This is a genomic window from Micromonospora vulcania, from assembly GCF_042658605.1.
Classification (GTDB): domain Bacteria; phylum Actinomycetota; class Actinomycetes; order Mycobacteriales; family Micromonosporaceae; genus Micromonospora; species Micromonospora vulcania.
The window spans coordinates 35492-57226 of sequence record NZ_JBHSQS010000012.1 but is presented as its reverse complement, the minus strand read 5'-3'; the positions used below and the strand labels follow the sequence as shown (position 1 = coordinate 57226).

At 71.0% G+C, this 21735-nt stretch carries 18 protein-coding genes and 1 pseudogene; 5 read left to right on the top strand and 14 right to left on the bottom strand.

The annotated features are described in order from the left end of the window. Positions 1 to 4: 4 nt before the first annotated feature. The 10 genes from ACFQGL_RS20770 to ACFQGL_RS20725 form a co-directional block, all read right to left on the bottom strand. Positions 5 to 1057 (bottom strand): substrate-binding domain-containing protein, encoded by a 1053-nt coding sequence (locus ACFQGL_RS20770; RefSeq protein ID WP_377513853.1) that lies wholly within the window; start codon positions 1055 to 1057, stop codon positions 5 to 7. 96 nt (positions 1058 to 1153) lie between these two features. Further along, positions 1154 to 2284 (bottom strand): ABC transporter permease, encoded by a 1131-nt coding sequence (locus tag ACFQGL_RS20765; protein ID WP_377513852.1) that lies wholly within the window; start codon positions 2282 to 2284, stop codon positions 1154 to 1156. Beyond that, complete coding sequence (locus ACFQGL_RS20760; protein WP_377513939.1) at positions 2281 to 3792, bottom strand: sugar ABC transporter ATP-binding protein; 1512 nt, start codon at positions 3790 to 3792, stop codon at positions 2281 to 2283. Before ACFQGL_RS20760 ends, ACFQGL_RS20765 begins: the two co-directional genes overlap by 4 nt. Before the next feature lie 169 nt (positions 3793 to 3961). Continuing rightward, complete coding sequence (locus ACFQGL_RS20755; RefSeq protein WP_377513851.1) at positions 3962 to 5140, bottom strand: ROK family protein; 1179 nt, start codon at positions 5138 to 5140, stop codon at positions 3962 to 3964. 255 nt (positions 5141 to 5395) lie between these two features. Next, positions 5396 to 6409, bottom strand: coding sequence for a YihY/virulence factor BrkB family protein (locus ACFQGL_RS20750; protein WP_377513849.1), 1014 nt, complete (start codon positions 6407 to 6409; stop codon positions 5396 to 5398). A 63-nt stretch (positions 6410 to 6472) separates the two neighbouring features. After that, positions 6473 to 7282, bottom strand: coding sequence for an ABC transporter permease (locus ACFQGL_RS20745; protein WP_377513847.1), 810 nt, complete (start codon positions 7280 to 7282; stop codon positions 6473 to 6475). 9 nt (positions 7283 to 7291) lie between these two features. Continuing rightward, entirely contained in the window at positions 7292 to 8098 is an 807-nt protein-coding gene (locus ACFQGL_RS20740) for an ABC transporter permease (protein ID WP_377513846.1), read from the bottom strand. A 160-nt stretch (positions 8099 to 8258) separates the two neighbouring features. Beyond that, positions 8259 to 9191, bottom strand: a complete 933-nt coding sequence (locus ACFQGL_RS20735; RefSeq protein WP_377513845.1) for an ABC transporter ATP-binding protein — start codon at positions 9189 to 9191, stop codon at positions 8259 to 8261. Between the two features lie 132 nt (positions 9192 to 9323). Next, positions 9324 to 9515 carry a DUF397 domain-containing protein gene (locus ACFQGL_RS20730; RefSeq protein ID WP_377513844.1) on the bottom strand — a complete coding sequence of 64 codons (192 nt, stop codon included), beginning with the start codon at positions 9513 to 9515 and terminating at the stop codon, positions 9324 to 9326. Beyond that, on the bottom strand, positions 9502 to 10305 hold the full coding sequence (locus ACFQGL_RS20725) for a helix-turn-helix domain-containing protein (RefSeq protein WP_377513843.1): 804 nt from the start codon (positions 10303 to 10305) through the stop codon (positions 9502 to 9504). Before ACFQGL_RS20725 ends, ACFQGL_RS20730 begins: the two co-directional genes overlap by 14 nt. Before the next feature lie 243 nt (positions 10306 to 10548). On the opposite strand from ACFQGL_RS20725, the gene ACFQGL_RS20720 reads away from it, so the two are divergent. The 5 genes from ACFQGL_RS20720 to ACFQGL_RS20700 all read left to right on the top strand — a co-directional run bounded on the left by ACFQGL_RS20720 (position 10549) and on the right by ACFQGL_RS20700 (position 14816). Further along, on the top strand, positions 10549 to 10695 hold the full coding sequence (locus ACFQGL_RS20720; protein WP_377513842.1) for a hypothetical protein: 147 nt from the start codon (positions 10549 to 10551) through the stop codon (positions 10693 to 10695). Continuing rightward, positions 10695 to 10976 carry a hypothetical protein gene (locus tag ACFQGL_RS20715; RefSeq protein WP_377513841.1) on the top strand — a complete coding sequence of 94 codons (282 nt, stop codon included), beginning with the start codon at positions 10695 to 10697 and terminating at the stop codon, positions 10974 to 10976. Before ACFQGL_RS20720 ends, ACFQGL_RS20715 begins: the two co-directional genes overlap by 1 nt. After that, positions 10976 to 11248 carry a flavin reductase gene (locus tag ACFQGL_RS20710; protein WP_377513840.1) on the top strand — a complete coding sequence of 91 codons (273 nt, stop codon included), beginning with the start codon at positions 10976 to 10978 and terminating at the stop codon, positions 11246 to 11248. The genes ACFQGL_RS20715 and ACFQGL_RS20710 overlap by 1 nt, the downstream gene beginning before the upstream one ends. A 101-nt stretch (positions 11249 to 11349) precedes the next feature. Further along, complete coding sequence (locus tag ACFQGL_RS20705) at positions 11350 to 13800, top strand: TRAP transporter permease (protein WP_465263532.1); 2451 nt, start codon at positions 11350 to 11352, stop codon at positions 13798 to 13800. After that, positions 13797 to 14816, top strand: a complete 1020-nt coding sequence (locus ACFQGL_RS20700; RefSeq protein WP_377513839.1) for a TAXI family TRAP transporter solute-binding subunit — start codon at positions 13797 to 13799, stop codon at positions 14814 to 14816. Before ACFQGL_RS20705 ends, ACFQGL_RS20700 begins: the two co-directional genes overlap by 4 nt. Positions 14817 to 15214: 398 nt before the next feature. Here the strand turns inward: ACFQGL_RS20700 and ACFQGL_RS20695 are convergent, their stop codons facing one another. The 4 genes and pseudogenes from ACFQGL_RS20695 to ACFQGL_RS20680 form a co-directional block, all read right to left on the bottom strand. After that, a complete protein-coding gene (locus ACFQGL_RS20695; RefSeq protein ID WP_377513838.1) occupies positions 15215 to 15748 on the bottom strand; it encodes a hypothetical protein in 534 nt (177 codons plus the stop codon). A gap of 1 nt (position 15749) precedes the next feature. Then, positions 15750 to 17652: pseudogene (gene dnaG / locus ACFQGL_RS20690) on the bottom strand (DNA primase). A gap of 101 nt (positions 17653 to 17753) precedes the next feature. Beyond that, positions 17754 to 18332, bottom strand: a complete 579-nt coding sequence (locus ACFQGL_RS20685) for a hypothetical protein (RefSeq protein WP_377513837.1) — start codon at positions 18330 to 18332, stop codon at positions 17754 to 17756. 112 nt (positions 18333 to 18444) lie between these two features. Continuing rightward, positions 18445 to 21552: an AfsR/SARP family transcriptional regulator gene (locus tag ACFQGL_RS20680; protein WP_377513836.1), complete on the bottom strand. Its 3108-nt coding sequence runs from the start codon at positions 21550 to 21552 to the stop codon at positions 18445 to 18447. Between the last annotated feature and the right edge of the window lie 183 nt (positions 21553 to 21735).

Genomic DNA, 21735 nt, shown 5'->3' with positions numbered 1-21735 from the left:
TGTGTCAGAACCCGAGCTTGTCGTAGCTGCTCGCGTTCTCCTTGGTGATCGTCTCGGAGGTGAGCGTCACTTCCTTGGGCACCTGCAGCTCGGTCAGGTCGCCCAGGCCGCGGCCCTGCGCGATGAGCCGGGCCAGCGAGATCGCCGACGAGGCCATCGACGGGTTGTAGGTGACCGTCGCCTTGAGCACGGTGTTGTCGGCCTTGATGGCGTCGATCGCGAGCTTCGAGCCCGCGCCGCCGACCATGAAGAACTCCGAGCGGTTGGCCTGCTTGACGGCGGCGAGCACGCCGATGCCCTGGTCGTCGTCGTGGTTCCAGATGGCGTCGATCTTGGGCAGCGCCTGGAGCAGCTGGGCCGCCTCGCGCTGGCCGCTGTCCGAGGTGAACTCGGCCGAGCGGCGGTTGGTCACCTTGAAGCCGTAGGTCGCCAGGGCAGCCGCGAAGCCGTTGCTGCGCTCGACGGTCAGCGGGATCTCCAGACCGGCGATCTCGCCGATCACCGGGTTGGCGACGCCCTTGTCCTTGAGCTGCTTGCCGATGAAGTGCCCGGCCGAGACGCCCATGCCGTAGTTGTCGCCCTTGATGACCAGCCGCGAGGCCAGCGCGTCCGGGAAGGCCCGGTCCAGGTTGACGATCAGGATGCCGGCCTGCATCGCCTGCAGGGCGACCGCGTTGACCTCCTTGCCGTCGTGCGGCAGCACGACGATGATGTCCGGCTTCTGGGCGATCAGCGTGCCGAGGGTCGAGCGCTGGGCCTCCGAGTTCGCCCCGCCGTCGACCTCCTTCAGCTCCACGTCCGAGTAGGCGGCGGCCTGGGCCTTGGCGTTGGCGTGGATCGCGCCCATCCACCCGTGGTCCGCGGCGGGAGCCGAGAAGCCGATGACGACCTTCTTGCCGGGGGCGTTGTTGCCGGCACCATCTCCGGCGGCCTTGGTCTGGGTGCTGGCCGGCGGGGTGTCGTTGCTGGTGCAGGCGGTGAGCAGGGTGGCGGCGCCGACGGCGGCCCCGCCGAACAGCAGCCGACGGCGCGACACGTCGGGACTGTGCTGGGTCATGACGACCTCCTGGGATACAGGGTGGGGTTGGTGAGGGTGTGAAAGGTCCGGCCACTGTCGAAGAGATCGACGTCGCCAGGAACAACGTGCGGTGCGTCAGGTTGTGGTGGTGAGCCTGTTCCGCGCGAGGAGCCGAGTGAAGGACTTGAACTGGAACTGCTGGACCAGGACGGCGGCGACGATGATGCCGCCCTTGACCATGTTCTGCGCCTCGATGGAGAGGCCGTTGATCGCGAAGAGGTTCGTGATGGTGGCGAAGATGATGACGCCGAGCAGTGAGCCGACGACCGTGCCCCGGCCACCACTGAGCAGCGTCCCACCGATGATCGCGGCGGCGATCGCGTCCAACTCGTAGAGGTTGGCCATGGCCGCCTGGGCCGAGGTGGCCTGGGAGGTGAGCATGATGGCGGCGATACCGCAGCAGAGGCCGGAGAGCGCGTAGAGCAGCATCGTGTGCCGGCGGACGTTGATGCCGGCCAGCCGCGCCGCCTCCGGGTTGCCGCCGACCGCGATGGTGCGTCGGCCGAAAGTCGTCCGGTTGAGCAGGACCCACCCGGCCAGCACCACCGCGCCGAGGATGTAGACGAGGATCGGAATCCCCAGCACCTTGCGCGCGGCGATGTCGTTGATGAAGGTGCTGCTGGAGACCTGGGTCTGCTTGTTCGAGATCGACGCCGCGAGCCCGCGTGCGGCCACCAACATCGCGAGCGTGGCGATGAACGGCACCAGTCGCCCGTACGAGATGAGTACGCCGTTGACGAGACCCACGCAGATGCCGACCACGATGGCCGCGAAGATCATGCCGCCGGCACCGTAGCTCTGGGTGGCCACCGTGGTGCACCAGACCCCGGCCAGGGCGACGATCGCCCCGACCGACAGATCGATGCCACCGCCGATGATCACGAACGTCATGCCGACCGTGACCACGCCGACGACCGAGGCGAGCTGCAGGATGGCCAGGACGTTGTTCCAGACCCAGTGCGGATCGCCGTAGAGGTCGGGCTTGGTGACCGCACCCACCACGATCAGTGCGGCCAGCACACCGATCAGGCCGAGGTTGCGCTTGGCGCCCTCGCCGGCGTCCCCCCGCCACCAGGAGAGCCGACCCGCGGACGTCTCCGCCCGGTCGCTGGCCGCCGCGGTCTCGGCCGGATCCACCGGAGGCGACTGCGCCGGAAGCTGCGCGGCGCGCTCCGGCGTCGCGGTGGGAGCGGGTACCTCACTCATGCCGGTGCGCCTTCCATCAGGGACCCCGCCATGACGAGGTCGAGCACGGTGTTTTCGTCGAGATCCTCGGCGGGGGCCTCGCGGACGACCCGCCCTTCCCGCATCACCAGGACCCGGTCGGCCAGGCCCAGCACCTCGGGCACCTCACTGGAGACCAGCAGCACCCCGACACCCTGGGCGGCCAGCGCCCGGATGACCTGGTAAAGCTCGGCCCGCGCGCCCACGTCCACACCCCGGGTGGGCTCGTCGAGCAGCAGCAGCTTGGTGCCGCCGAGCAGCCAGCGCCCGACCACCACCTTCTGCTGGTTGCCACCGGAGAGGGTGCGTACCGGCCGGTTGACGTCCCGGGGCCGCAACTCCAGACTCTCGGCGATCCGATCCGCCTCGGCCCGTTCCTTGCCGGCGTCGGTGAAGCCGAACCGCGCGTACCGGCCGAAGGTGGCCAGCGTGACGTTGCGGTAGATCGGCTCACCGAGCAGCAGCGCCTGACTCTTGCGCTCCTCCGGCGCCATCCCCAGCCCGGCCCGTACCGCCGCGCCGACGCTGCCCGGACGCAGCGCGCGGCCGGCCATCCGGATCGAGCCGGCATCCGCCTGGCGGGCGCCGTAGATGGTCTCCAGCAACTCGGAGCGGCCGGAGCCGACCAGGCCGGCGATCCCGACGATCTCGCCGGCGTGGACGTCGAGTGAGACGTCGGCGAACTCGCCCGCGCGGGTCAGCCCCTCGACCTGCAGCAGCTCGGCGCCGACGGTGGACTCGGTGGGGCGGTCCGGGAAGACGTACTCGATGGTGCGGCCGGTCATCCGGCTGACCAGGTCGCGGGTCGGGGTGTCGCGCGCCGGCAGGTTCGCCGCCGTGGTCCGGCCGTCCTTGAGTACGGTCACCCGGTCGCCGATCTCGCGGATCTCCTCCAACCGGTGCGAGATGTAGATGACCGCGATGCCCTGGCTGGTCAGCTCGCGGATGATCCGGAACAGGTTGCCGACCTCGTCGTGGGCCAGCACCGCGCTCGGCTCGTCCATGATGATCAGTCGGGCCTCGTGCGAGAGCGCGCGGGCCATGCTGACGATCTGCTTCCCGGCGGCGGGCAGCGAGCGGACCATCCGTCGCGGCGGGATCTCGCCGTGACCGAGTCGACCGAGGATCTGCCGGGTCCGCCGGGCCATCTGCCCGCGCCGGACGAAGCCGAGGCTGCGGGGCTCGTGACCGAGGAAGGCGTTCTCCGCCACCGACAGGTGCTCCACCAGGTCGAGCTCCTGGTAGATGGTGGCGATGCCGGCGCGCATGGCGGCCTGCGGGTTGGCGAAGCTGGCCGGCTCACCACGCCACTCGACCTGACCGGAATCCGGTTGGTGCACCCCGGCCAGCACCTTGATCAGAGTGGACTTGCCGGCGCCGTTCTGGCCCAGCAGACAGTGCACCTCACCGGCGCGCACCTCCAGCTGCACGCCGTCCAGCGCGCGTACGCCGGGGAAGGTCTTGACCACGTCGGTGAGGCGCAGAACCACCTCGCCCGGGACGGTGTCGGCGGGGGCCTCGACCAGCGGCGCGTCGGCGCCGTCGTCGGTCGGCCCGGTGGCGGTGTTCCCCTCCGGCTGGACCACGGTCCCCTCCTCACTCACAGTGCTTCCTCGGCTCGCGACTGCGGGGCTCGCCAACCCGGCTCACTCCTCGCGCTCACGACGCCTCCCCGAAGGCGACGTCGCTGGCGAGCACGGCCGCGCCGGCGACACCGGCGCGACCGCCGAGCTCGGACAGCACGACGGGCAGGTTGCCGGTGGCCAGCGGCAGCGACCGGCGGTAGACGACACTGCGGATCTCGGCGAGCAGGATGTGCCCGAGCTGGGCGAGCCCGCCACCGATCACGATCATCGACGGGTTGGTGAAGCTGACCAGGCCGGCGAGCACACCGCCGACCCGCCGTCCGCCGTCGCGGATCAGCTGGATGCAGGTCACGTCCCCCTCGACGGCGCCCTCGGCGACGTCCAGCGCGGTCACCAGACCACGGGCGGACATCCGCTCGGCCAACGCCGGCGACACCCCGGTACGGGCGGCGGCGCTGGCCTCCTTGGCCAGTGCGGCACCGCTGAACAACGCTTCCAGGCAGCCGACGTTGCCGCAGGAGCACATCGGACCGTGCGAGTCGACCTGGATGTGGCCGATGTCCCCGGCGCAGCCGTCGGTCCCCCGGTAGACCTCACCGCTGAGGTAGATGCCGCACCCTATTCCGGTGCCGATCTTCACGAAGAGGAAGTCGTCCACCGAGTGGGCGACGCCGCCGTGCCGCTCGCCGATCGCCATGATGTTGACGTCGTTGTCGACGACCGCCGGGCAGCCGTGCTCCCGGGTGAGCAGCTCGCGCACCGGAAAGCGGTCCCAACCGGGCATGATCGGGGGAGAGACCGGAACGCCGTCGCGGAAGCTGACCGGGCCGGGCACCCCGATGCCCACCGCGTCCAGTCGCTCGTACGCGCCGTCGACTCGGGCCTTGTGCAGCAGCTCGTTGACCCGTTGCAGGGTCACCTTCGGCCCGTTGCGGATGTCGGCCGGCTCGGCGTAGTGGGCCACCGGTTCGAGCCGGCCGTTGACCACCTCGACGTCCATCGAGCTGGCGCCCAGGTCGACGGCGGCGAACCGCAGCTTCGGGTTCAGCTCGACCAACGTGGAGCGACGTCCACCCCGGGAGGCGGCGAGCCCGGCCTCGGCGACGTAACCCAGTGCCACCAGGCGATCCAGCTCGGCCAGCAGGCGCGGTCGCGGCATCTGCAACCGGTCGCCCAGCTCGGCCCGGGACACCGCACCCTCGTCGCGGAGCAACCGCAACAGCCGGACGTGCAGGGGGTCGACGGTCCGCACGAGGGCTCACCTCTTCATCGCACTCGTTCACATCGACGAAATGCCGAGGTGTTGTGTCCGACACAGTAGGAGCGTTCCGCGTCACCTGTCCAGAGCTTCAGCCATTCCGATCCCAACTTTTGTCCGAAAGAACAAAAGCTACTAGTCGATCAAGGAAAGGTTCACTGGTCGCCCGCGTCCGCTCGCCCGGCGTACCGGCCCGGACAGCAAGATGCCCCGCCACCCACGGATCGGTGGCGGGGCGGTAGCGGACGGTCAGCGACCGGCCTTCTTCCTGAGCTTGCGGTCGTCGCGCAGCTCGACGTACGGCTCGTCGTCGACGGGGTGGCCGGCCGCGATGGCCCGACCCCGTTCCAGTTCCGCGTCGAACTCGGCACCCAGCAGGATCGCGATGTTGCTCAGCCAGAGCCAGACCAAAAAGATGATCACCCCGGCCAGCGCCCCGTAGGTCTTGTTGTACGAGCCGAAGTTGCTCACGTAGAAGGCGAACAGCCCGGAGATCACCAGCCAGATCACCATGGCCAGTACGCCGCCCGGGCTGACCCAGCGGAACCCGCCGTGCCGAGCGTTGGGCGAGGCCCAGTAGAGGATGGCGAACATCAGGATGACCAGCAGCAGCAGTACCGGCCACTTGGCGATGTCCCACACCGTGACCGCGGTGGCGCCCACCCCGATGACGTCCCCGGCCGCCTCGGCGAGCCGTCCGGTGAAGACCACGATCACCGCCGAGGCCAGCAGCAGCACGCCGATCAGGGCGGTAACGCCGGCCCGGATCGGCACCGTCTTCCAGATCGGCCGTCCCTCCGGCACGTCGTAGATGCTGTTCGAGGCGCGCATGAACGCGCCGATGTAGCCGGAGGCGGACCAGAACGCGGCCAGCAGACCGATGATCGCCGCGACGCTGGCCAGCCCGCCGCTGTCTCGGGCCTGGTTGATCGCGTCCTCGATGATCTTCTGGACGCTGTCGTTCGGCACCGCCTGGTTGACGGTGTCCTGGACACCCTGGGTGGCGCTGTCGCCGAGCAGGCCGAGCAGGGAGATCAGCACCAGCAGGCCGGGGAAGATGGACAGCACCCCGTAGTAGGTGAGGGCCGCCGCCCAGTCGGTCAGGCTGTCGTCCTGGAACTCGCTGACCGTCCGGCGCAGCGCCGCCACCCAGCCGGCACCGGACAGGTCGGTGGGGCTGTCCGGCCCCGCGTCGGGCCCGACGGGCGCGGTGGCGGAGCCACGCTCACGCCCGCTGTGGGCGGAAGACTCGTCTGAGGCCATCGCCCCTCCTCATCGTCGGTGGTGTCACCTCCGACATGCCCCGCCGACGGCCGTGGGTAACCCCTACCGGTAGAGCAACCTGCCCATCCGGCGCGAGGCGACCAGCAGGCCGAACGCCATCATCGCCAGCAGGTAGAGCACGTCGAGCACCCAGGCCCAGCCGTCGACGCCCAGCGCGACACCGCGGATCAGGTGCACCGACCGGTAGAGCGGGGTCACCTCGACCAGCCAGCGCAGCAGGACCGGGTAGGCCTGTGCCGGCACGAACGTGCCGGAGAAGAGGAAGAGGGTGAACTGGGCGGAGCCCATCAGGTCGAAATCCTGCCAGCTGCGCATGAAGGTCGACAGGGCCATGCCGAGCGCGCCGAACGCGAACCCGACAAGCACGGCGGCCGGGAGGGCGGTCAGTGCCCGGGCGACAGTGGTCAGGTCCATCGCGACCATCACGCCGAGGAACGCCGCGGAGTAGGCGCTGCCCCGCAGCATCGCCCAGCCCAGCTCACCGACGGCGATCTCGAACGGCCGCACCGGGGTGGCGATCACCCCGTCGTACAGCTTCAGGTATTTCATCTTGCCGAAGAAATTGAAAGTGGTCTCCGCCAGCGCACCGGTCATCGCCGAGGAGGCCAGCATCGCCGGGGCCACGAATTCGGCGTACGAGACCAGCCGCCCGTCGGGCAACGGCAGGTCACCGACCAGCGTGCCGACGCCCACCCCGATGGAGAGCAGGTAGAGCAGCGGCTCCACGAAGCCGGAGAGCAACAGCAGCCAGTAGACCGACTTGAGCACCGCGACGTTGCGCTCGATGACCGACGCCGAACGCCGGGACGCGGCGGACACGTCGACCAGCCGCGGCAGGACCAGCGTGAGCACGAACCCTCCCTAGACGATGAGCTTGCGACGGAAGGCGCGCAGCGCCAGCAGCCAGCCGCCGACCGACCAGGCCGCCAGGTAGAGCAGGTGACCGGCGACCGACCACTGCGGAGCGACGCCGAGCGTGGCGGCGCGGCAGAGGTCGACGGCGTGCCACAGCGGCGTTGCGTACGCCAGCCAACGCAAAACCTCGGGCAGCGACTCGACCGGGAAGAACACCCCGGCGAACAGCGTCATCGGGATGATCGCGAACCGGAACAGCATCGCCAACCAACTGTCGCTGGACACGACCGCGGCGTACGCGAAGGTCGGCGCGGCCACCGCCAGCCCGAGCAGCATGACCACCGGCAGGGCGACCACGGCCCAGGGCGAACGCAACGCCCCGAACAACCCGGTGACCAGCAGGAACGCCGCGATACTGGTGAACACCCGGAACACCACGAAGGCCAGGTGCCCACCCAGGATGTCGGCGACCCGCAGCGGTGCCGCGCTCTGTGCGAAGTACGTCTTGATCCACTGGAAGTTGCTGAACACCGGCCAGGTGGAGTCGCCGATGGCCACCTGGAGAGCGGTCGAGGCGATCAGCCCGGGGACCAACCAGTCGAGGTAGCGCACCCCATCGACACCCTGGTCGATGTAGGCGCCGACACCCAGCCCGAAGCCGAGCACGGTCAGCACCGGCAGCAGGAACGAGGAGAACACCCCGGCCCGCCAGGTGCGGCGGTAGCCCACCAGGAAATAGCCGAACACGGCGAGCGCCGGCACCCGTGGCAACGCCGGACGAGCCCGCTCCCGCGCCGAACCCGCCGCACTCACCACGACCACCCCCGCCACACCAGGCCAACCACCACGACCTTCCTACCTTCGGGGTACGACAGGTCGCCGGTCACCCTACGACGCCCCCACCGACCTGTCCCCCGGGTTTCGCCGCGCTGATCGACTCGACTTCCTGGATGCCGACTGCCCATGTGCGCCGTCAGTCGACCAGGGTTCGGCCGGTCAGATGCAGGAAGACGTCCTCCAGGCCGCTGCGCCGCACCAGCACGTTGACCGGGTTGAGCCCGAGCGCGGCCACCTCGGCGACCGCGGCGTCACCGTCGGGCACATAGAGCAGGATGCGGTCCGGCAGCACCTCGACCCGCTCCCCCAGCCCGTCGAGCTTGCCGGCGAACGGCTCCTGCGACTCGGCGGCGAAGCGCAACTCGACCACCTCGCGGGTGGAGTGCTGCTCGATCAACGCCCGGGGAGAGCCCTCGGCAACGATCCGCCCGCCGTCCATCACCACCAGCCGGTCGCAGAGCTGCTCGGCCTCGTCCATGTAGTGCGTCGTCAGCACCAGCGTCACGCCCTGCTGCTTGAGCCGGAACAACCGCTCCCACACCAGGTGTCGAGCCTGCGGGTCGAGCCCGGTGGTCGGCTCGTCGAGCAGCACCAACTCCGGCTCGTTGACCAGGGCGCGGGCGATGGTCAGTCGACGCTTCATGCCGCCGGACAGCGGCTCGACCTTGCTGTCGGCCCGCTCGGTGAGCTGGACGAAGTCGAGCAGCTCGGCGGCCCGAGCCCGGGCCACCCGACGCGAGATGCCGAAGTAGCGGGCGTAGACGGTGAGGTTTTCCCGGACGGTCAGCTCGGGGTCGAGGTTGTCCAACTGTGGACAGACGCCGAGCCGGGCCCGGATCGCCGGCCCCTCGCGGACCGGGTCCATGCCGAGGATGCGCAGCTCGCCGCCGCTCGGTGGAGAGATGCAGCCGACCATCCGCATGGTCGAGGACTTGCCTGCGCCGTTGGGCCCGAGGAAGCCGAACGCCTCACCCGGGCGCACCTCGACGTCGATGCCGTCCACGGCGGTGAAGTCGCCGAACCGCTTCACCAACCCGCGGGCCTGAATCAGTGGTCGCCCCGAAGTCACCGCCCGACCCTAACGGCCAGGTCCGACAGCTCTCCACGGAATTCGAGTCGCGGGAGGCGACTCAGAGCCGCCCGACACGCAGAAGGCCCTGATCGGATGCTGAGCATCGAGGGCCTTCCGGGGGTGGGTCGGTCAGTCGGCGTTCTTCGCCATCGCGACGAAGCCGCGCCACGACGCGGGGCTGAAGCTCAGCGTGCCCCCGTCGCGGTCCTTGGTATCGCGAACCAGGACGACACCGGTCAGGTTGTCGGCGACCTCGACACAGTTGCCGCCGCTGGTGCCGCTGCGAGTGGACTTTCTCCACCGCGCATCAGGTTGATCCATTGGTCAGCCGCTCCTTGATCAGGTCTTGGGACTGCCGTCGCGGCAGCGCCTCGTTGCGGACGCTCTCCCACCGCTCGAAGAGCGTATCCAGGTCGCCCGGCCGGTCCACCACCTCGCCGCCCAGTTGGGTTTCGAGGTGACCTACCCAGCCGCCATCCAGCAGGTGCGCCAGCGATAGCGGGCCGGACAGCCCGGCGTAGACGCCCACGTCGGCAGGCACAACGTGCACGCTGACGTTAGGCCTTTCCGCGCAGGCTACAAGGTGCTCTAGCTGCTCATCCATCATTTTTTCGGCACCCAGGCCCGAGCGCCGAATGGCACCTTCGTCGACGACCACGACGAGGGTAGGGGGTGCCTCCCGGTGCAGGATTGATTGACGCTCGACTCGGGCTTTCACTCGTCGCTCGACCTCCTCGCCGGTCAACCGCGGATCGAGTCGCAGTACGTCACGCGCATACGCCTCGGTCTGCAACAGCCCCGGGATGAGATTCGGCTCGAAGTAGCGGAGTTGGGTCGCCGCCCGCTCGGCGTCCAACCACGGCAAGAACCATGATGGCGCACCAAACGTCGCCGCCAGGCGCTCGAAGAGGCCGCCACTGGTCAGCGCCCGGTCAGTCCCCTTGATGAAGTCAATCGTCAGCGCCCGCGTGCCGCCCTCCACGGCGCTGACGTGCGAGGCGCTGAAACCCGCAGCGCGACCGAACGTCTCCTGTGTCATGCCCGCCGCGCCCCGGGCGCGGCGCATCTCACCAACGATGAACGCCGCCAACGGGCCTGGTAGGTCTGCCATCCAAGACTCCCCAAACTGAAGGTCGATTACCCGGGCCGCCACCTGCCGGGAGGCCGAACTGCCAGCTCAGCCCGGACACCGAAGGTGCCTTCCGAGAGTAACGGCCTCCACATCAGAGTGTCACCAGACGGCGCGGCCGGCAGGGACACGAATCCGGCGGACGCGCTCGTAGCGGGGGCCCGGCCGACCCGACGGCGAGCACCGAGGCCGGGCCCCTTCCCAACGGCAGCAAGGAAAAGCACCATGCCGGACGAGAAGCCGAATCCCGCCGAGCCCGACACACCACCGCCCACCACACCGACCGCGCGCCCGGCCGCCCAGAACTCGAACCGCGTGCCGGGCCGGAGCGTCTACCCCAACCGCGTTCCGGCGCACCGTTGGGTGACCTGATGAGCGCGCGGGAGGTACGGGCCGGCGACGTCCTGCACCTGACCCGTGCCGCGAGCCCGCAGTTCCTCCGCCCGATCTTCGTTCGCGCGATTCGCGAGATGGTCGACCGGCATCCGCCCTACGGCTGGACGTGGATTGAGGCTTACGAACTGGCAGGCCCCGGCGGCCAGGCGACGGCAAGGCGGGAGTTGTTCGTGCTGCGTACGGGAATCAGGTGGCAGGACGAACCCGCGCCGCAGGCCCGCCGAACCGCCCCCCGACGACCGGCGAGGGTCGGCTGATGCCGCGTCCCGCTCCGCCACACCACCCGGGTACCCCACACTGGCGCTGCACCCGCTGCGGGGCTCACTGGCCGTGCTCCGCCGCCCGGCTGTCCCTGCTGTCCCGTTGGCACGGCGACCGGATCGGCATGGTCCTCATGCTGACGACGCTTCTGAATGAGGCGTACGCCGACGCGGTGCAGTTGGGCCTGAAGCCCGACCCGGCGGCCTACGTCGAGCGGTTCCTCGCCTGGGTTCGCCCGCGCTCGGGGCGAGATCCCGAGAAGATCTGAAACCCGAAACCCTCTGGTGTACGAGCCGAGCTCCCTGACGACGGACACGAAACGCCCATCGATGCCCCGCCTGTTGTTCAATCGACGTGTATCGTCCGATCGTGTCGCCCATCCGTTCACCTGACGGTTCGTCACCACCCGGACGACCAGCCAACTCCCCCGCCGGCGAACCCGACCCGACCGCCGGCGGCGCGCCACCCCGACCGAGAGCGGCCGAGCCCGACAAGGCCGACATCGCCCGGCCAGCCGACACGGCCGGCACCGCCGAACGAGCCGACACGGCCGAGCAAGCCGGCACCGCCGAGCAAGCCGGCACCGCCGAGCAAGCCGGCACCGCCGAGCAAGCCGGCACCGCCGAGCAAGCCGGCAGCGCCCAGAGACAGGCGGAGCTCGTCGACGATGCCCGTACCGTCGATGCCGAACGTGCGACACGGGACCTCGCCGCCCAGTTCGAGGACGAGAAGCCGGGCCGGGTGCTGGCCGGGCCGGCCGGTCTGCTCCTGACCGTGGCGGCGCTCGCGGTCGGCGGGCTCGCCCTGTGGCAGGTGTTCCGTCCACTGGCGCAGGGCAGCAAATATTATTTGATCATCTTCCTGGCTGGCGTACTGCCGCTGGTCTTCCTGGTCTACCCGGCCGGCCTGCGGCTGCCGGCCCGGCTGCGGCGCAGCGGAGGCACGGCCCGGCCGCGCCCCAGCGAGGCCACGGCCGGGCCGCGCGGCACCGACCAGCTGGCCGACCCGGGCCTGCCGCTGGCGGTTTCGACGCGTCCCACCGTGGTCGACTGGGCGCTCGTCGTCGTGGCGGTGGCGGCCTGCCTCTATCCCGTGCTGCCGATCTCGTTCGGCACGGGCGGCGGAGGCTACAACGCCTTCCTCGACCGGCAGGGCCTGCTCGTACCGCTGGATCTGGTGATGGGCACCCTCCTGCTGCTCCTGCTGCTCGAAGCGTGCCGGCGTGCCACCGGGTGGATCCTGCCCGCGGTCTGCCTGCTGTTCCTGGGTTACGGCTACTACGGCGGGCTGTTGCCGCAGGCGTGGCCGGTGGCGCACGCCGGGCTCGACTTCAGCCAGTTGGTCGACGCGTTCTACAACTCCGACAGCGGCTTCTACGGCACTCCGCTGGATGTGGCCGCCTCGTACATCGTGCTGTTCACCATCTATGGCGCGGTGCTGGAGCTCTCCGGGGCCGGGCGGTTCTTCGTCGACCTGTCGGCGGCGGCGTTTCGCCGCTCGCGTACCGCCGCCGGGCGGACGGCGGTGGCCTCCGGCTTCCTGCTCGGCACCGTCTCCGGGTCCGGTGCCGCGACGACGGTGAGCATCGGTGCGGTCACCTGGCCGCTGCTGCGCCGGGCCGGGTATCCACCGGAACGGGCCGGCGGCATGCTGGCGGCGGCCGGCGTGGGCGCGATCCTCTCGCCGCCCACGTTGGGCGCGGCGGCGTTCATCATCGCCGAATACCTGGGCGTCTCCTATCTCCAGGTGCTGGGCTGGGCCACCGTGCCGACGGTGCTCTACTACCTCGGCATCCTGCTCTCGGTGGAGATCGACGCACGGCGCTCCGGCGTACGCCCGGTGGCGATCGACGTCAGCTCGCCCTGGCGTCTGCTGGCCCGGTTCGGCTACCACTTCGCCTCGCTGATCGCCATCATCGCGTTCCTCGCCGTGGGCATGTCCGCGACCAGAGCGGTCGTCTACGCGACCGTCCTGGCGGTCGTACTCTCCTTTCTGGACCGCGCCAACCGGCTCACCCCGGCGCGCCTGACGGCCGCGCTCGTCACCGGGGTCCGCGGCGTTCTCGCGGTGGCCGCCGTCTGCGCCGCCGCCGGCATCATCACGGCGACCACGACCAAGACCGGCCTCGGGCCACAGGCCGCGGCGCTGCTGGTCAGCGGAGCCGAGGCGGCCACCTCCGACCCGACACTCGTGCTGGTGCTCACCGCGCTGCTCGCGGCCGTCGCACTGACCCTGCTGGGCCTGGCCGTACCGGTCACCGCCTCGTTCGTGATCGGTTGGGTGATCGTCGGCCCGGCGCTGCTCGACCTGGGCGTGACTGCGCCCGCCGCGGCGATGTTCGTCTTCTACTTCGCCGTCCTGTCCGAGGTGTCACCACCCACCGCGCTCGCCGCGGTGGCCGCCGCCGCGGTCACCGGCGGCCGGCTGGTGCCGACCATGTGGCAGACCCTGCGGTACGCGCTGCCGGCCTACCTGACCCCGATCGCTTTCGTGATCACGCCGGCCGGGCTCGGCCTGCTCGGCATCGGCGGGGTGCAGCGGATCGCCTTCGCCGGCGCGGTCAGCGCGCTCAGCGTGACCGTGCTGGCCGTCGCGGCCGGCGGCTGGCTGCCCGGTGTGGGCCCCGTCGGCATCCCGGAACGCGTACTCGGCGCGCTGTCCGGCGTCATCCTGCTCTGGCTCGAACCCGTACCGGTCACGGTCGGCGCGGTACTGGCCGCCGTCGCGGTGGCGGGAGTGCTCGTACGACACGGATCCGTCGGCCGGACCGGCGGCCCGCGAGCCGAATCACCAGCGAACCTCCGGGAGGAGAAACCGTGAGACGAATCGACGTACGGCTCGTGGCGGGCCTGAGCGTGATCGCCCTCGTCGCGGTCGGCGCCGCCGGTTGCGGAGGCCAACAGGGCGGCGCGGCCAAGGACGACGCGTCCAGCGACGTCACGTGTGAGGTGACCAAGGAGACCCGGGTCGGCATCGCCACCGGCAACGCGACCGGCGTCTACTACGTGGTCGGCAACGCCCTGGCCGGGCAGCTCTCCGGGGCGACCGGCGGCAAGCTCACCGGCACCGCCGCCGAGACCGGCGCCTCGGTGCAGAACGTCGAACAGCTGGTCAGCGGCCAGTACGACGTGGCCTTCTCGCTCTTCGACACAGCTGTCAACGCGGTGCAGGGCAAGGGCAGCTTCACCGCCCCGCAGCCCGTGGAGGCGCTCGCGCGGATCTACGACAACTACACCCAGGTCGTGGTACGCAACGACTCCGGGATCGGCTCGGTGGCCGACATGCGGGGCAAGCGGATCTCCACCGGGTCGCCGAAGTCCGGTACCGAGGTGATCGCCAACCGGCTGCTGGAGGCCGCCGGCCTCGATCCGGCCAAGGACATCAAGGCGCAGCGGCTCGACCTCGCCAAGACGGTCGAGGGGGTCAAGGACGGCAGCATCGACGGCTTCTTCTGGTCCGGCGGCCTGCCGACCGGGGGCCTGACCGACCTGTTCACCACCACCGGCGACAAGGTCAAGTTCATCGACATCGCACCGTTGCTGCCGAAGATGGCCGAGTTGAGCCCCGCCTACCAGGCCGGAACGATCGGCCGGGACGCGTACCGGACGGCAGCCGACACCCCGACGATCGTCGTGCCGAACGTACTGCTGGTCCGCAAGGACCTGGACGCCAACGTCGCATGCGCGATCACCCGGACCGTCTTCGACAAGCGCGACGCCCTGACCCAGGCGAACGCGGCAGCCAAGGGCATCTCCCTGGAAACCGCCCGCAAGACCGAACCGGTCCCCCTACACCGAGGCGCCACCAAAGCCCTACAAGACCTAGGCGCCCGCTAACCCCCTGTTGCCCCACCCCACCCCACCCCCGCCCACAGCCCCGCCCACAGCCCCGCCCACGCCCCCTCCCTCGCCCACGCCCACAGCCCCGTCGATCTAGGGCATATCGTCGCTAGTTGATCTACCCGAGCGACGATATGCCCTAGATCGACAGGGCTGGGCGGCGCACGGAGCGGGCGCACGGGCGGCTAGGGGTTCCGGGGTGTTGGCGCACGCTAACCTCGCCCCGCCTCCTCCCCCCCTCCGTCCCCGCCCAGCCCGCGTCGATCTAGGGCATATCACTGCTAGTGTAGATCAACTAGCGACGATATGCCCTAGATCGACGGGGCCGCGGGGCGGCGGCGCACGGGGCGGGGCGGGGCCGCGGGGCGCGAGGGGCGCGGCGGCGCGGGGTGGGGTTACGGGGTGGGGGTGGTGGTGGTGCGGGCTGCTGTTACTAGGCGGTCGGTTTCCGCTAGTAGGGCCTCGTTGTCCGGCGGGGTGCCGGGGTCTAGGCGGACGGTCCAGGTCAGACCGTCCACGCCGGGCTCGCGGCGGGCCGCGACCCGGGCCGCGCCGCCGGGCACCGGGTGGTGTTCGGTGTACGCGACCGAGCGGGTCACCCGGGTCCGTACCTGCTCCGGCAACTCCCCCGGGTCGAGCAGCAGGTACGTCTCGGCGGTGCCGTCGGTGACCAGCGCGTACCCGTCGCGCTCGGCGAGGGCCTCGGCGGGTGTGACGGTCAGTTCCCGGCCGGACCAGACCGCCTTGAGGATGTGGTGCCAGCCGAGCCGGTGCCCGCGCCCGGGCAGCCACAGCCCGAGGTTGCTGGCGACCACCACCCCGTCGCCCTCCCCGTTGCCCGACGCCGCCCAGGCCAGCACCCGCTCCTCGGCGGCGAGTGGTGGGCGGTCGGCCGGGGGGAGCTTCGGCTTGCGGCTGAACAGTCCCATCTCAGAGGCCTCCCGCGGCCTGCTCACGCAGCGCTCGGGCGTGCTGCTCCAGCGACAGCAGTTCGCCGAAGGCGGCGAAGTACTCGTCCTTGTTGTTGACCGGGTTGATCCGCTGGATCCGCGACTTGAGGTCCCGGATCCGGGCCGTCACCGACCCGAACTGCACCCGGGCCATCGTGATCGACACGTAGCGCGGGTCTGGTTCACCGTCGATCCGCAGCGGCTCCACCGCCAGCTCGCCGACCAGCGCCGCGGCGGCCAGGTCGTCGCACGTGTCGCGGACCGACTCGATCCAGACCGCGCCGCCGGTCGCCGACGCGGCCCCGCCGGCCGCCGCGATGGCCGCGCGTACGGCGACGTGCACCGGGTGCCGGTATTCGGTGGCCTCGACCGCGTCGAACATCGGCCCGGCCAGCACCGGCTGCTGGAGGGCGAGCTTCAGTGACTCCCGCTCGACCATCGACTGCGGGTTGTCCAGGGCCGGCTCGGCGCGGGTCGGCGTGGGGCGGGCGGCGGGTGCGGCGTCCCGGGTGGCGGGCGGCGGGGCGTTGGCGGCGGCGAGCACCGCCCGCTGCACCGGCTCGATCTCCATGCCGAGGTCCATGGCGAGCTTGCGGACGTACTCTGGGCGCTTCTCCCGGTCCTTGAGTTGCGCGACCAGCGGCGCGGCCCGGCGCATCGCCTCGACCCGGCCGTCGACGGTGTCCAGGTCGTAGCGGCTGATCACGTGCCGCAGCGCGAAGTCGACCAGGGGCTCGCGCCGGGCGACGAGGTCGCGCACCGCCAGGTCACCCTTGGCCAGCCGCAGCTCGCACGGGTCCATGTTGTCCGGGCTGACCGCGATGAACGTCCGGCCCACGAAACGCTGGTCGTCGGAGAAGGCGCGCAGCGCCGCCTTCTGCCCGGCGGCGTCCCCGTCGAAGGTGAAGATGATCTCGCCGGCCACCGAGTCGGTGTCCAGCAGGAGGCGGCGCAGCACCCCGATGTGGTCGGCGCCGAACGCGGTGCCGCAGGTCGCCACCGCCGTGGTCACCCCGGCCAGGTGGCAGGCCATCACATCGGTGTAGCCCTCGACGATCACCGCCCGCCCCTGCTTGGCGATCTCCCGCTTGGCCTGGTCGATGCCGTAGAGCACGTGCGACTTCTTGTAGATCGGCGTCTCGGGGGTGTTCAGGTATTTCGGGCCGTCATCGTCGTCGAAGAGCTTGCGGGCACCGAAGCCGATCACGTCGCCGGCCAGGTCACGGATCGGCCAGAGCAGCCGGCGGCGGAACCGGTCGATCAGCGTGCCCGAGCGGGACTCCCGGGAGAGCCCGGCGGTGACCAACTCCTGATGGGTGAAGCCCTGCTGGCGCAGGTGCTTGGTGAGCGGGTCCCAGCCCTCCGGCGCGAAGCCGCAGCCGTAGCGCTCGGCGGCGGCCCGGTCGAAGCCCCGTTGAGCGAGGAACTCGCGGGCCGGCCGGGCCCCGGCGGTGGTGAGCTGCGCCCGGTAGAACTCGACGGCGGCGGCGTGCGCGGCGACCAGGCGCTGACGCTGGCCCTGCTGCGGGCGGGGGCGCGGGGTGCCCTTGTCGTCCTCGATGTAGCGCAGCTGGAGGCCGGCGCGGGCCGCCAGCCGCTCGACGGACTCGACGAAGCTGAGGTGCTCCGCGTCCATCAGGAACTTGATCGCGTCGCCACCCGCCCCGCAGCCGAAGCAGTACCAGACGTTGCGTGCCGGGGACACGTTGAACGACGGGCTCTTCTCGTCGTGAAACGGGCACAGACCCTTGAGATTTCCGCCGCCGGCGGACTTCAGGGTGACCGTCTCGGAGATCACGTCCCCGATCGAGGTGCGTTCCCGGACCAGTGCGATGTCCTCGTCCCGGATCCGCCCAGCCATGCGCCACCCCCTCCGCGTACATCCTGCCCTGCGGGACCCACGACGCGCCGGCCGGGGGACGCCGGTGTGGCGGCGACCGCTGCCGGGTGGGCGGTTCCAGCCCCGGGGCCGGGCCCCGCACCGTCAGGCCAGGCCAGCGCAGGCGGTCTGGACGGCCGCGCTGAGGCCCGTGTCGCCGCAGTCGGTGGCTGCCGAGGTACGCGCCACGACCCGCCAGCCCTTCGCATCCTGGTGCAGGAACACCTGGCCGTCGGGAATCTCCGCCGACTGCGGGGCGACAGCCATCAGCCGGGCGTAGCCGTTGCGGCAGGCGAACACCGCCACGTCCTGCACAGTCTGCCCGCTCAGGGCCGCTCTGGTGGCCGGGAGCAGTGCCTCCGGGCGGCAGGACGGGGTGTTGTCGGTGACGTGTTGGTCGTCGAGACGTTTCGGCCTGGTCGTGGTCGGGGCAGGGTCGACCGCCCGACCGGCTCCCGCACCGGGGCGAGCCGAGGCGGAAGCCGGTGGCGCGGGGACGCCGGCGGTCGTCGCGGTCGCCTGCGGTCCGGAAGGGGTGGGCTGCGGTACGGCGACCGGCCCGGACGACGTCGGCGCGGGGGCACTCGCCGCGCCGCCGGTGCGCTCGTCGTGCGCGCATCCGGCAACCGACAGGGCCAGCGCCACCGCCACCACCAGGTAGGCACCACTGCGTCGGATCGTCATGATCGTTTCTCCCTCTCGTCGGAGCTGCCGCAAGCTGCGGTGCCCGTCCGACGCTAGGGAGACGACCTGCGGTTGATCTTTACAGAACCTGGAAGCACAGGTCGCCGGCTTCTCAGACCAGGTGCGCACCGGGCACGATCCGACCCGCAAGGGATGTCGTGGCGCACCCGCACCCCCACCGTTCGTGCCAGCCCGGTGCCTCATCGGCCTCCCGGGTACCGAGCCGTCGAAAGGTCGCCGCAGCGGTCTCCCACACCTCGTGCGCCGACGCGACGTCGCCCAGCGCGGCATGCGCCGCGCCGAGGTCGCGCAGGGTACGCGCAGCGCCGAGATCATGGTGCAGCTCGATCCAGCCGTCGTACGCCAGCCGGAGTGCTCCCAGGGCCGCCTCCGGGCGCCCGGCCGCCAGGTGCAGCTCACCGACGGTTCGCTGAACCAGCGCCGTGCCGAACCGGTCATTCAGCCGGCGGCAGGTCGCCAGGCTGCGCTCCAACGGTGCCCTCGCCCTACCCACGCCCCCCTGCCGGAGCCACACCTTCGCCAACGCCTGCGTTGTGTAACAGGCGAGCAGCTCGTCACCGGTCGCCACGATCAGCTCATGGGCCTGGACGCACCAGCGGTGCGCCTCGTCTAGCTCGCCCCGGGCCCGGTGCACCAGGCCGATACCCCGAGCAGCGATGGCCTCGCCCCGGACATGACCCAGCTCACGATAGGCGTCCATGGCTCGGCCGATGTAGCGCATCGCCTCTTCGTCGTCGCCGAGTTCGCGTAGGCAGTGTCCGATCCCGTAGACCGCGTGCGCCGCGGCGTTGTCGCCATCGATCCGGTTCAACACGTCAGCCGCCGCGGTCAGCAGCGGGACGGCCTCCCGGTGCCGGCCGATCTCGCGAAGCACGGTGCCGAGACCGTTGCGCGCCGCGGCCGACCCGTGCTCGTGGCCGGCCGCTTCGAACAGTTCGATGGCGGTACGGAAGTTCTCCTCGGCCTCGCCGAAGCGGTCCTCCTTGTACCGCAGCATCGCGATGCCACACGCGATCACCGCCTCACCGACGGCGTTCCCGGCCGCGCGTGCCGCCGCGGACGCCGCTGCGTGCGTGCGCCCCCATCCGACGAAGTCGTTCCGGACCGCGAAGGACGCGTAGACCAACGCGTCCGCCAGCGCACACGCCGCCACGTCCATGCCGAGCTCCGCGACCCGCTCCACCGTGACGATCAGTGTCGACGCCTCAACCTCCAGCCAGCCGGGTAGCTGATGGTCCGGCGGGAGCGGAACCGCCGGCACGTCCACCGGCAGCGGCGTCTGTCGGTAGAGCGGCGGGATGGCGTACGGCTGCCGCTGGTTGAGCCGCTCCCCCAGGTCGGTGGCCGTCGCCAGGACCCTGGCCACGGCAACGCGCAACGCAGCGTCGGCGTCCTCCTCGACGGCGCGTTCCCTGGCGAACAGCCGGACCAGGTCGTGCATGTGGTAGCGGAGCAGCCGGTGCGTCGGGTCGGGCAGGGCGGTCACCAGCCGGGCGTCGGTCAGCTGTTCCAGCAGCTCTTCCGCATCGTCCACCGAGCCCCCGATGAGCGCCGCCACCAGCCACTCCGCGAAGTTTGGCACCCCGAGGAAGCCGAGCAGCCGGAACGCCCGCCGGGCCGCCGGGTCGAGCGCCTGGTAGCCGACCCCGACACTGACCCGCACGGCCAACCCGTCCGCGGCCATCTCGTCGAGCCGCCCGCGCTCGTCCCGCATCCGCTCCGCGAGGCGGGCGATCCGCCGGTGCGGTCGCGCTGCGATCCGCGCGCCGACGATGCGCAGGGCGAGTGGCAGCCCGGCGCACATCTCGACCAGCGCGTCGGTCGCCTCCGGTTCCGCCGCACCCCGGCCCGGCCCGATGATGCGATCCAACAGCTGGATCGAGTCGGCCCCATCCAGCAGCGGCACCTCGATGTGTTCGGCACCGGGGACGGTGGTCAGCAGGGCACGGCTGGACACGATCAGGGCGCTGCCCGGCCCGCCGGGGACCAGGGGCCGAACCTCCTCGGCACTGGCCGCCGAGTCGAGCACGATGAGAAAGCGCCGCCCGCTCAGCATGGCCCGGTACTGCCCGAGCTTGTCCTCCAGCGTGGGGAGCTGGTGGATGTTGGTGGCGCCGAGGGCCCGCAGCACCCGATCGACCGCCTCCCCCGGGTCGCGACCGTGGCCGCTGAGGGTGACGAAGATCTGACCATCCGGGTACGCGCGCCGCAGCAGGTATGCCAGCCGGATGCTGAGCGCCGTCTTCCCGACCCCACCCGGACCGGAGAGGATCAGCACGGGTGCGGCGGTGCCCTCGGCGGGCCTGCCGTCGGGTTGCAACACGCTCAGCGCGCGGGAGATCTGCGGTTCGCATCCGACGTGGTCGGGCAGGTCGGCCGGGAGCTGGCACCCAGGCCCTCCGCTGATGCGCTGCGGTAGCTCCGGGTCGGCCTCAACCGGCGCCGGAACGGCGGCCGTCGGCTGCGCCGCCCGGGACGTGCTCGCGAGCGCCGCCAGCGGCGGCCGCAGGGTGCCGCGCAGAATCTCCCGGTGCAGGTCCTGGAGTTCCGTGCCCGGATCGATGCTGAGGTCGTCGGCGAGCCGGACGCGGGTTCGGGCGTACAGGTCGAGCGCCTCGGCCCGGCGTCCGTTGAAGTAGAGGGCCCGCATCAGGCTCACCACCAGCGGCTCGATGAGCGGGCTTCGGTCCACGGCCAGGGTGAGCCGCTCGGTGACCGGGCCGGGCCGGCCATGGGCGATCTCGCAGTCGGCCCAGTCGAGCAGGACCCGGATGAGCTGCTGACGCAGCCCCTCCCGGACCCGGGACGCCCAGTCGCCGGGCAACCCGTCGAGGGGCTCCCCGCGCCACAGGTCGATCGCCGCCCGGAGTAGATCCGGCCGGTCCGGATGCTCCACCGGCAGGCCCTGCGCCTGCTCGGCGAGGCGGCGCAGTCGGTGCAGGTCCACCCGGTCCGGATCGGCGGCGAGGAGATAGCCGGTCTGACTTCGAACCACGCTGATCGGCACCGTCTCCGCGGACCGAGCGGTGGCCAGGATCCGCCGGATGCGGGTCAGGTAGGTGTACAGGACGCCGCGTGCGTCGGCTGGCGGCGTCTCGTCCCAGACCCGATCGACAAGTGCCTCGATGGGCACGCTTCGACCCACGTCGACGGCGAGCGCGGCGAACACCAGTCGCTGCTTCGGCGGACCTAGCTCCACCGCTCGCCCATCGACCACAACCTGCAGGTCACCCAATATGCGTAGTTCCACGGCTTCGCCCCCGCGCCCGTAGTGCCTACACGGCCCAGGAACAGGCCGTCCATGTTGTCAAGGATCAATTCAGGTTCGCTACCGGATCCGGCTGCGAGGGTCTCCCCAGCCAGCCATCGCCGACAGCACGCG

Bases quoted from the DNA above. Each gene is read 5' to 3' on its own strand.
- ACFQGL_RS20765 (WP_377513852.1), bottom strand. From the start codon at position 2,284: ATGAGTGAGGTACCCGCTCCCACCGCGACGCCGGAGCGCGCCGCGCAG.
- ACFQGL_RS20725 (WP_377513843.1), bottom strand. From the start codon at position 10,305: ATGGCAGACCTACCAGGCCCGTTGGCGGCGTTCATCGTTGGTGAGATG.
- ACFQGL_RS20750 (WP_377513849.1), bottom strand. From the start codon at position 6,409: ATGGCCTCAGACGAGTCTTCCGCCCACAGCGGGCGTGAGCGTGGCTCC.
- ACFQGL_RS20720 (WP_377513842.1), top strand. From the start codon at position 10,549: ATGCCGGACGAGAAGCCGAATCCCGCCGAGCCCGACACACCACCGCCC.
- ACFQGL_RS20730 (WP_377513844.1), bottom strand. From the start codon at position 9,515: ATGGATCAACCTGATGCGCGGTGGAGAAAGTCCACTCGCAGCGGCACC.
- ACFQGL_RS20710 (WP_377513840.1), top strand. From the start codon at position 10,976: ATGCCGCGTCCCGCTCCGCCACACCACCCGGGTACCCCACACTGGCGC.
- ACFQGL_RS20770 (WP_377513853.1), bottom strand. From the start codon at position 1,057: ATGACCCAGCACAGTCCCGACGTGTCGCGCCGTCGGCTGCTGTTCGGC.
- ACFQGL_RS20685 (WP_377513837.1), bottom strand. From the start codon at position 18,332: ATGACGATCCGACGCAGTGGTGCCTACCTGGTGGTGGCGGTGGCGCTG.
- ACFQGL_RS20715 (WP_377513841.1), top strand. From the start codon at position 10,695: ATGAGCGCGCGGGAGGTACGGGCCGGCGACGTCCTGCACCTGACCCGT.
- ACFQGL_RS20695 (WP_377513838.1), bottom strand. From the start codon at position 15,748: ATGGGACTGTTCAGCCGCAAGCCGAAGCTCCCCCCGGCCGACCGCCCA.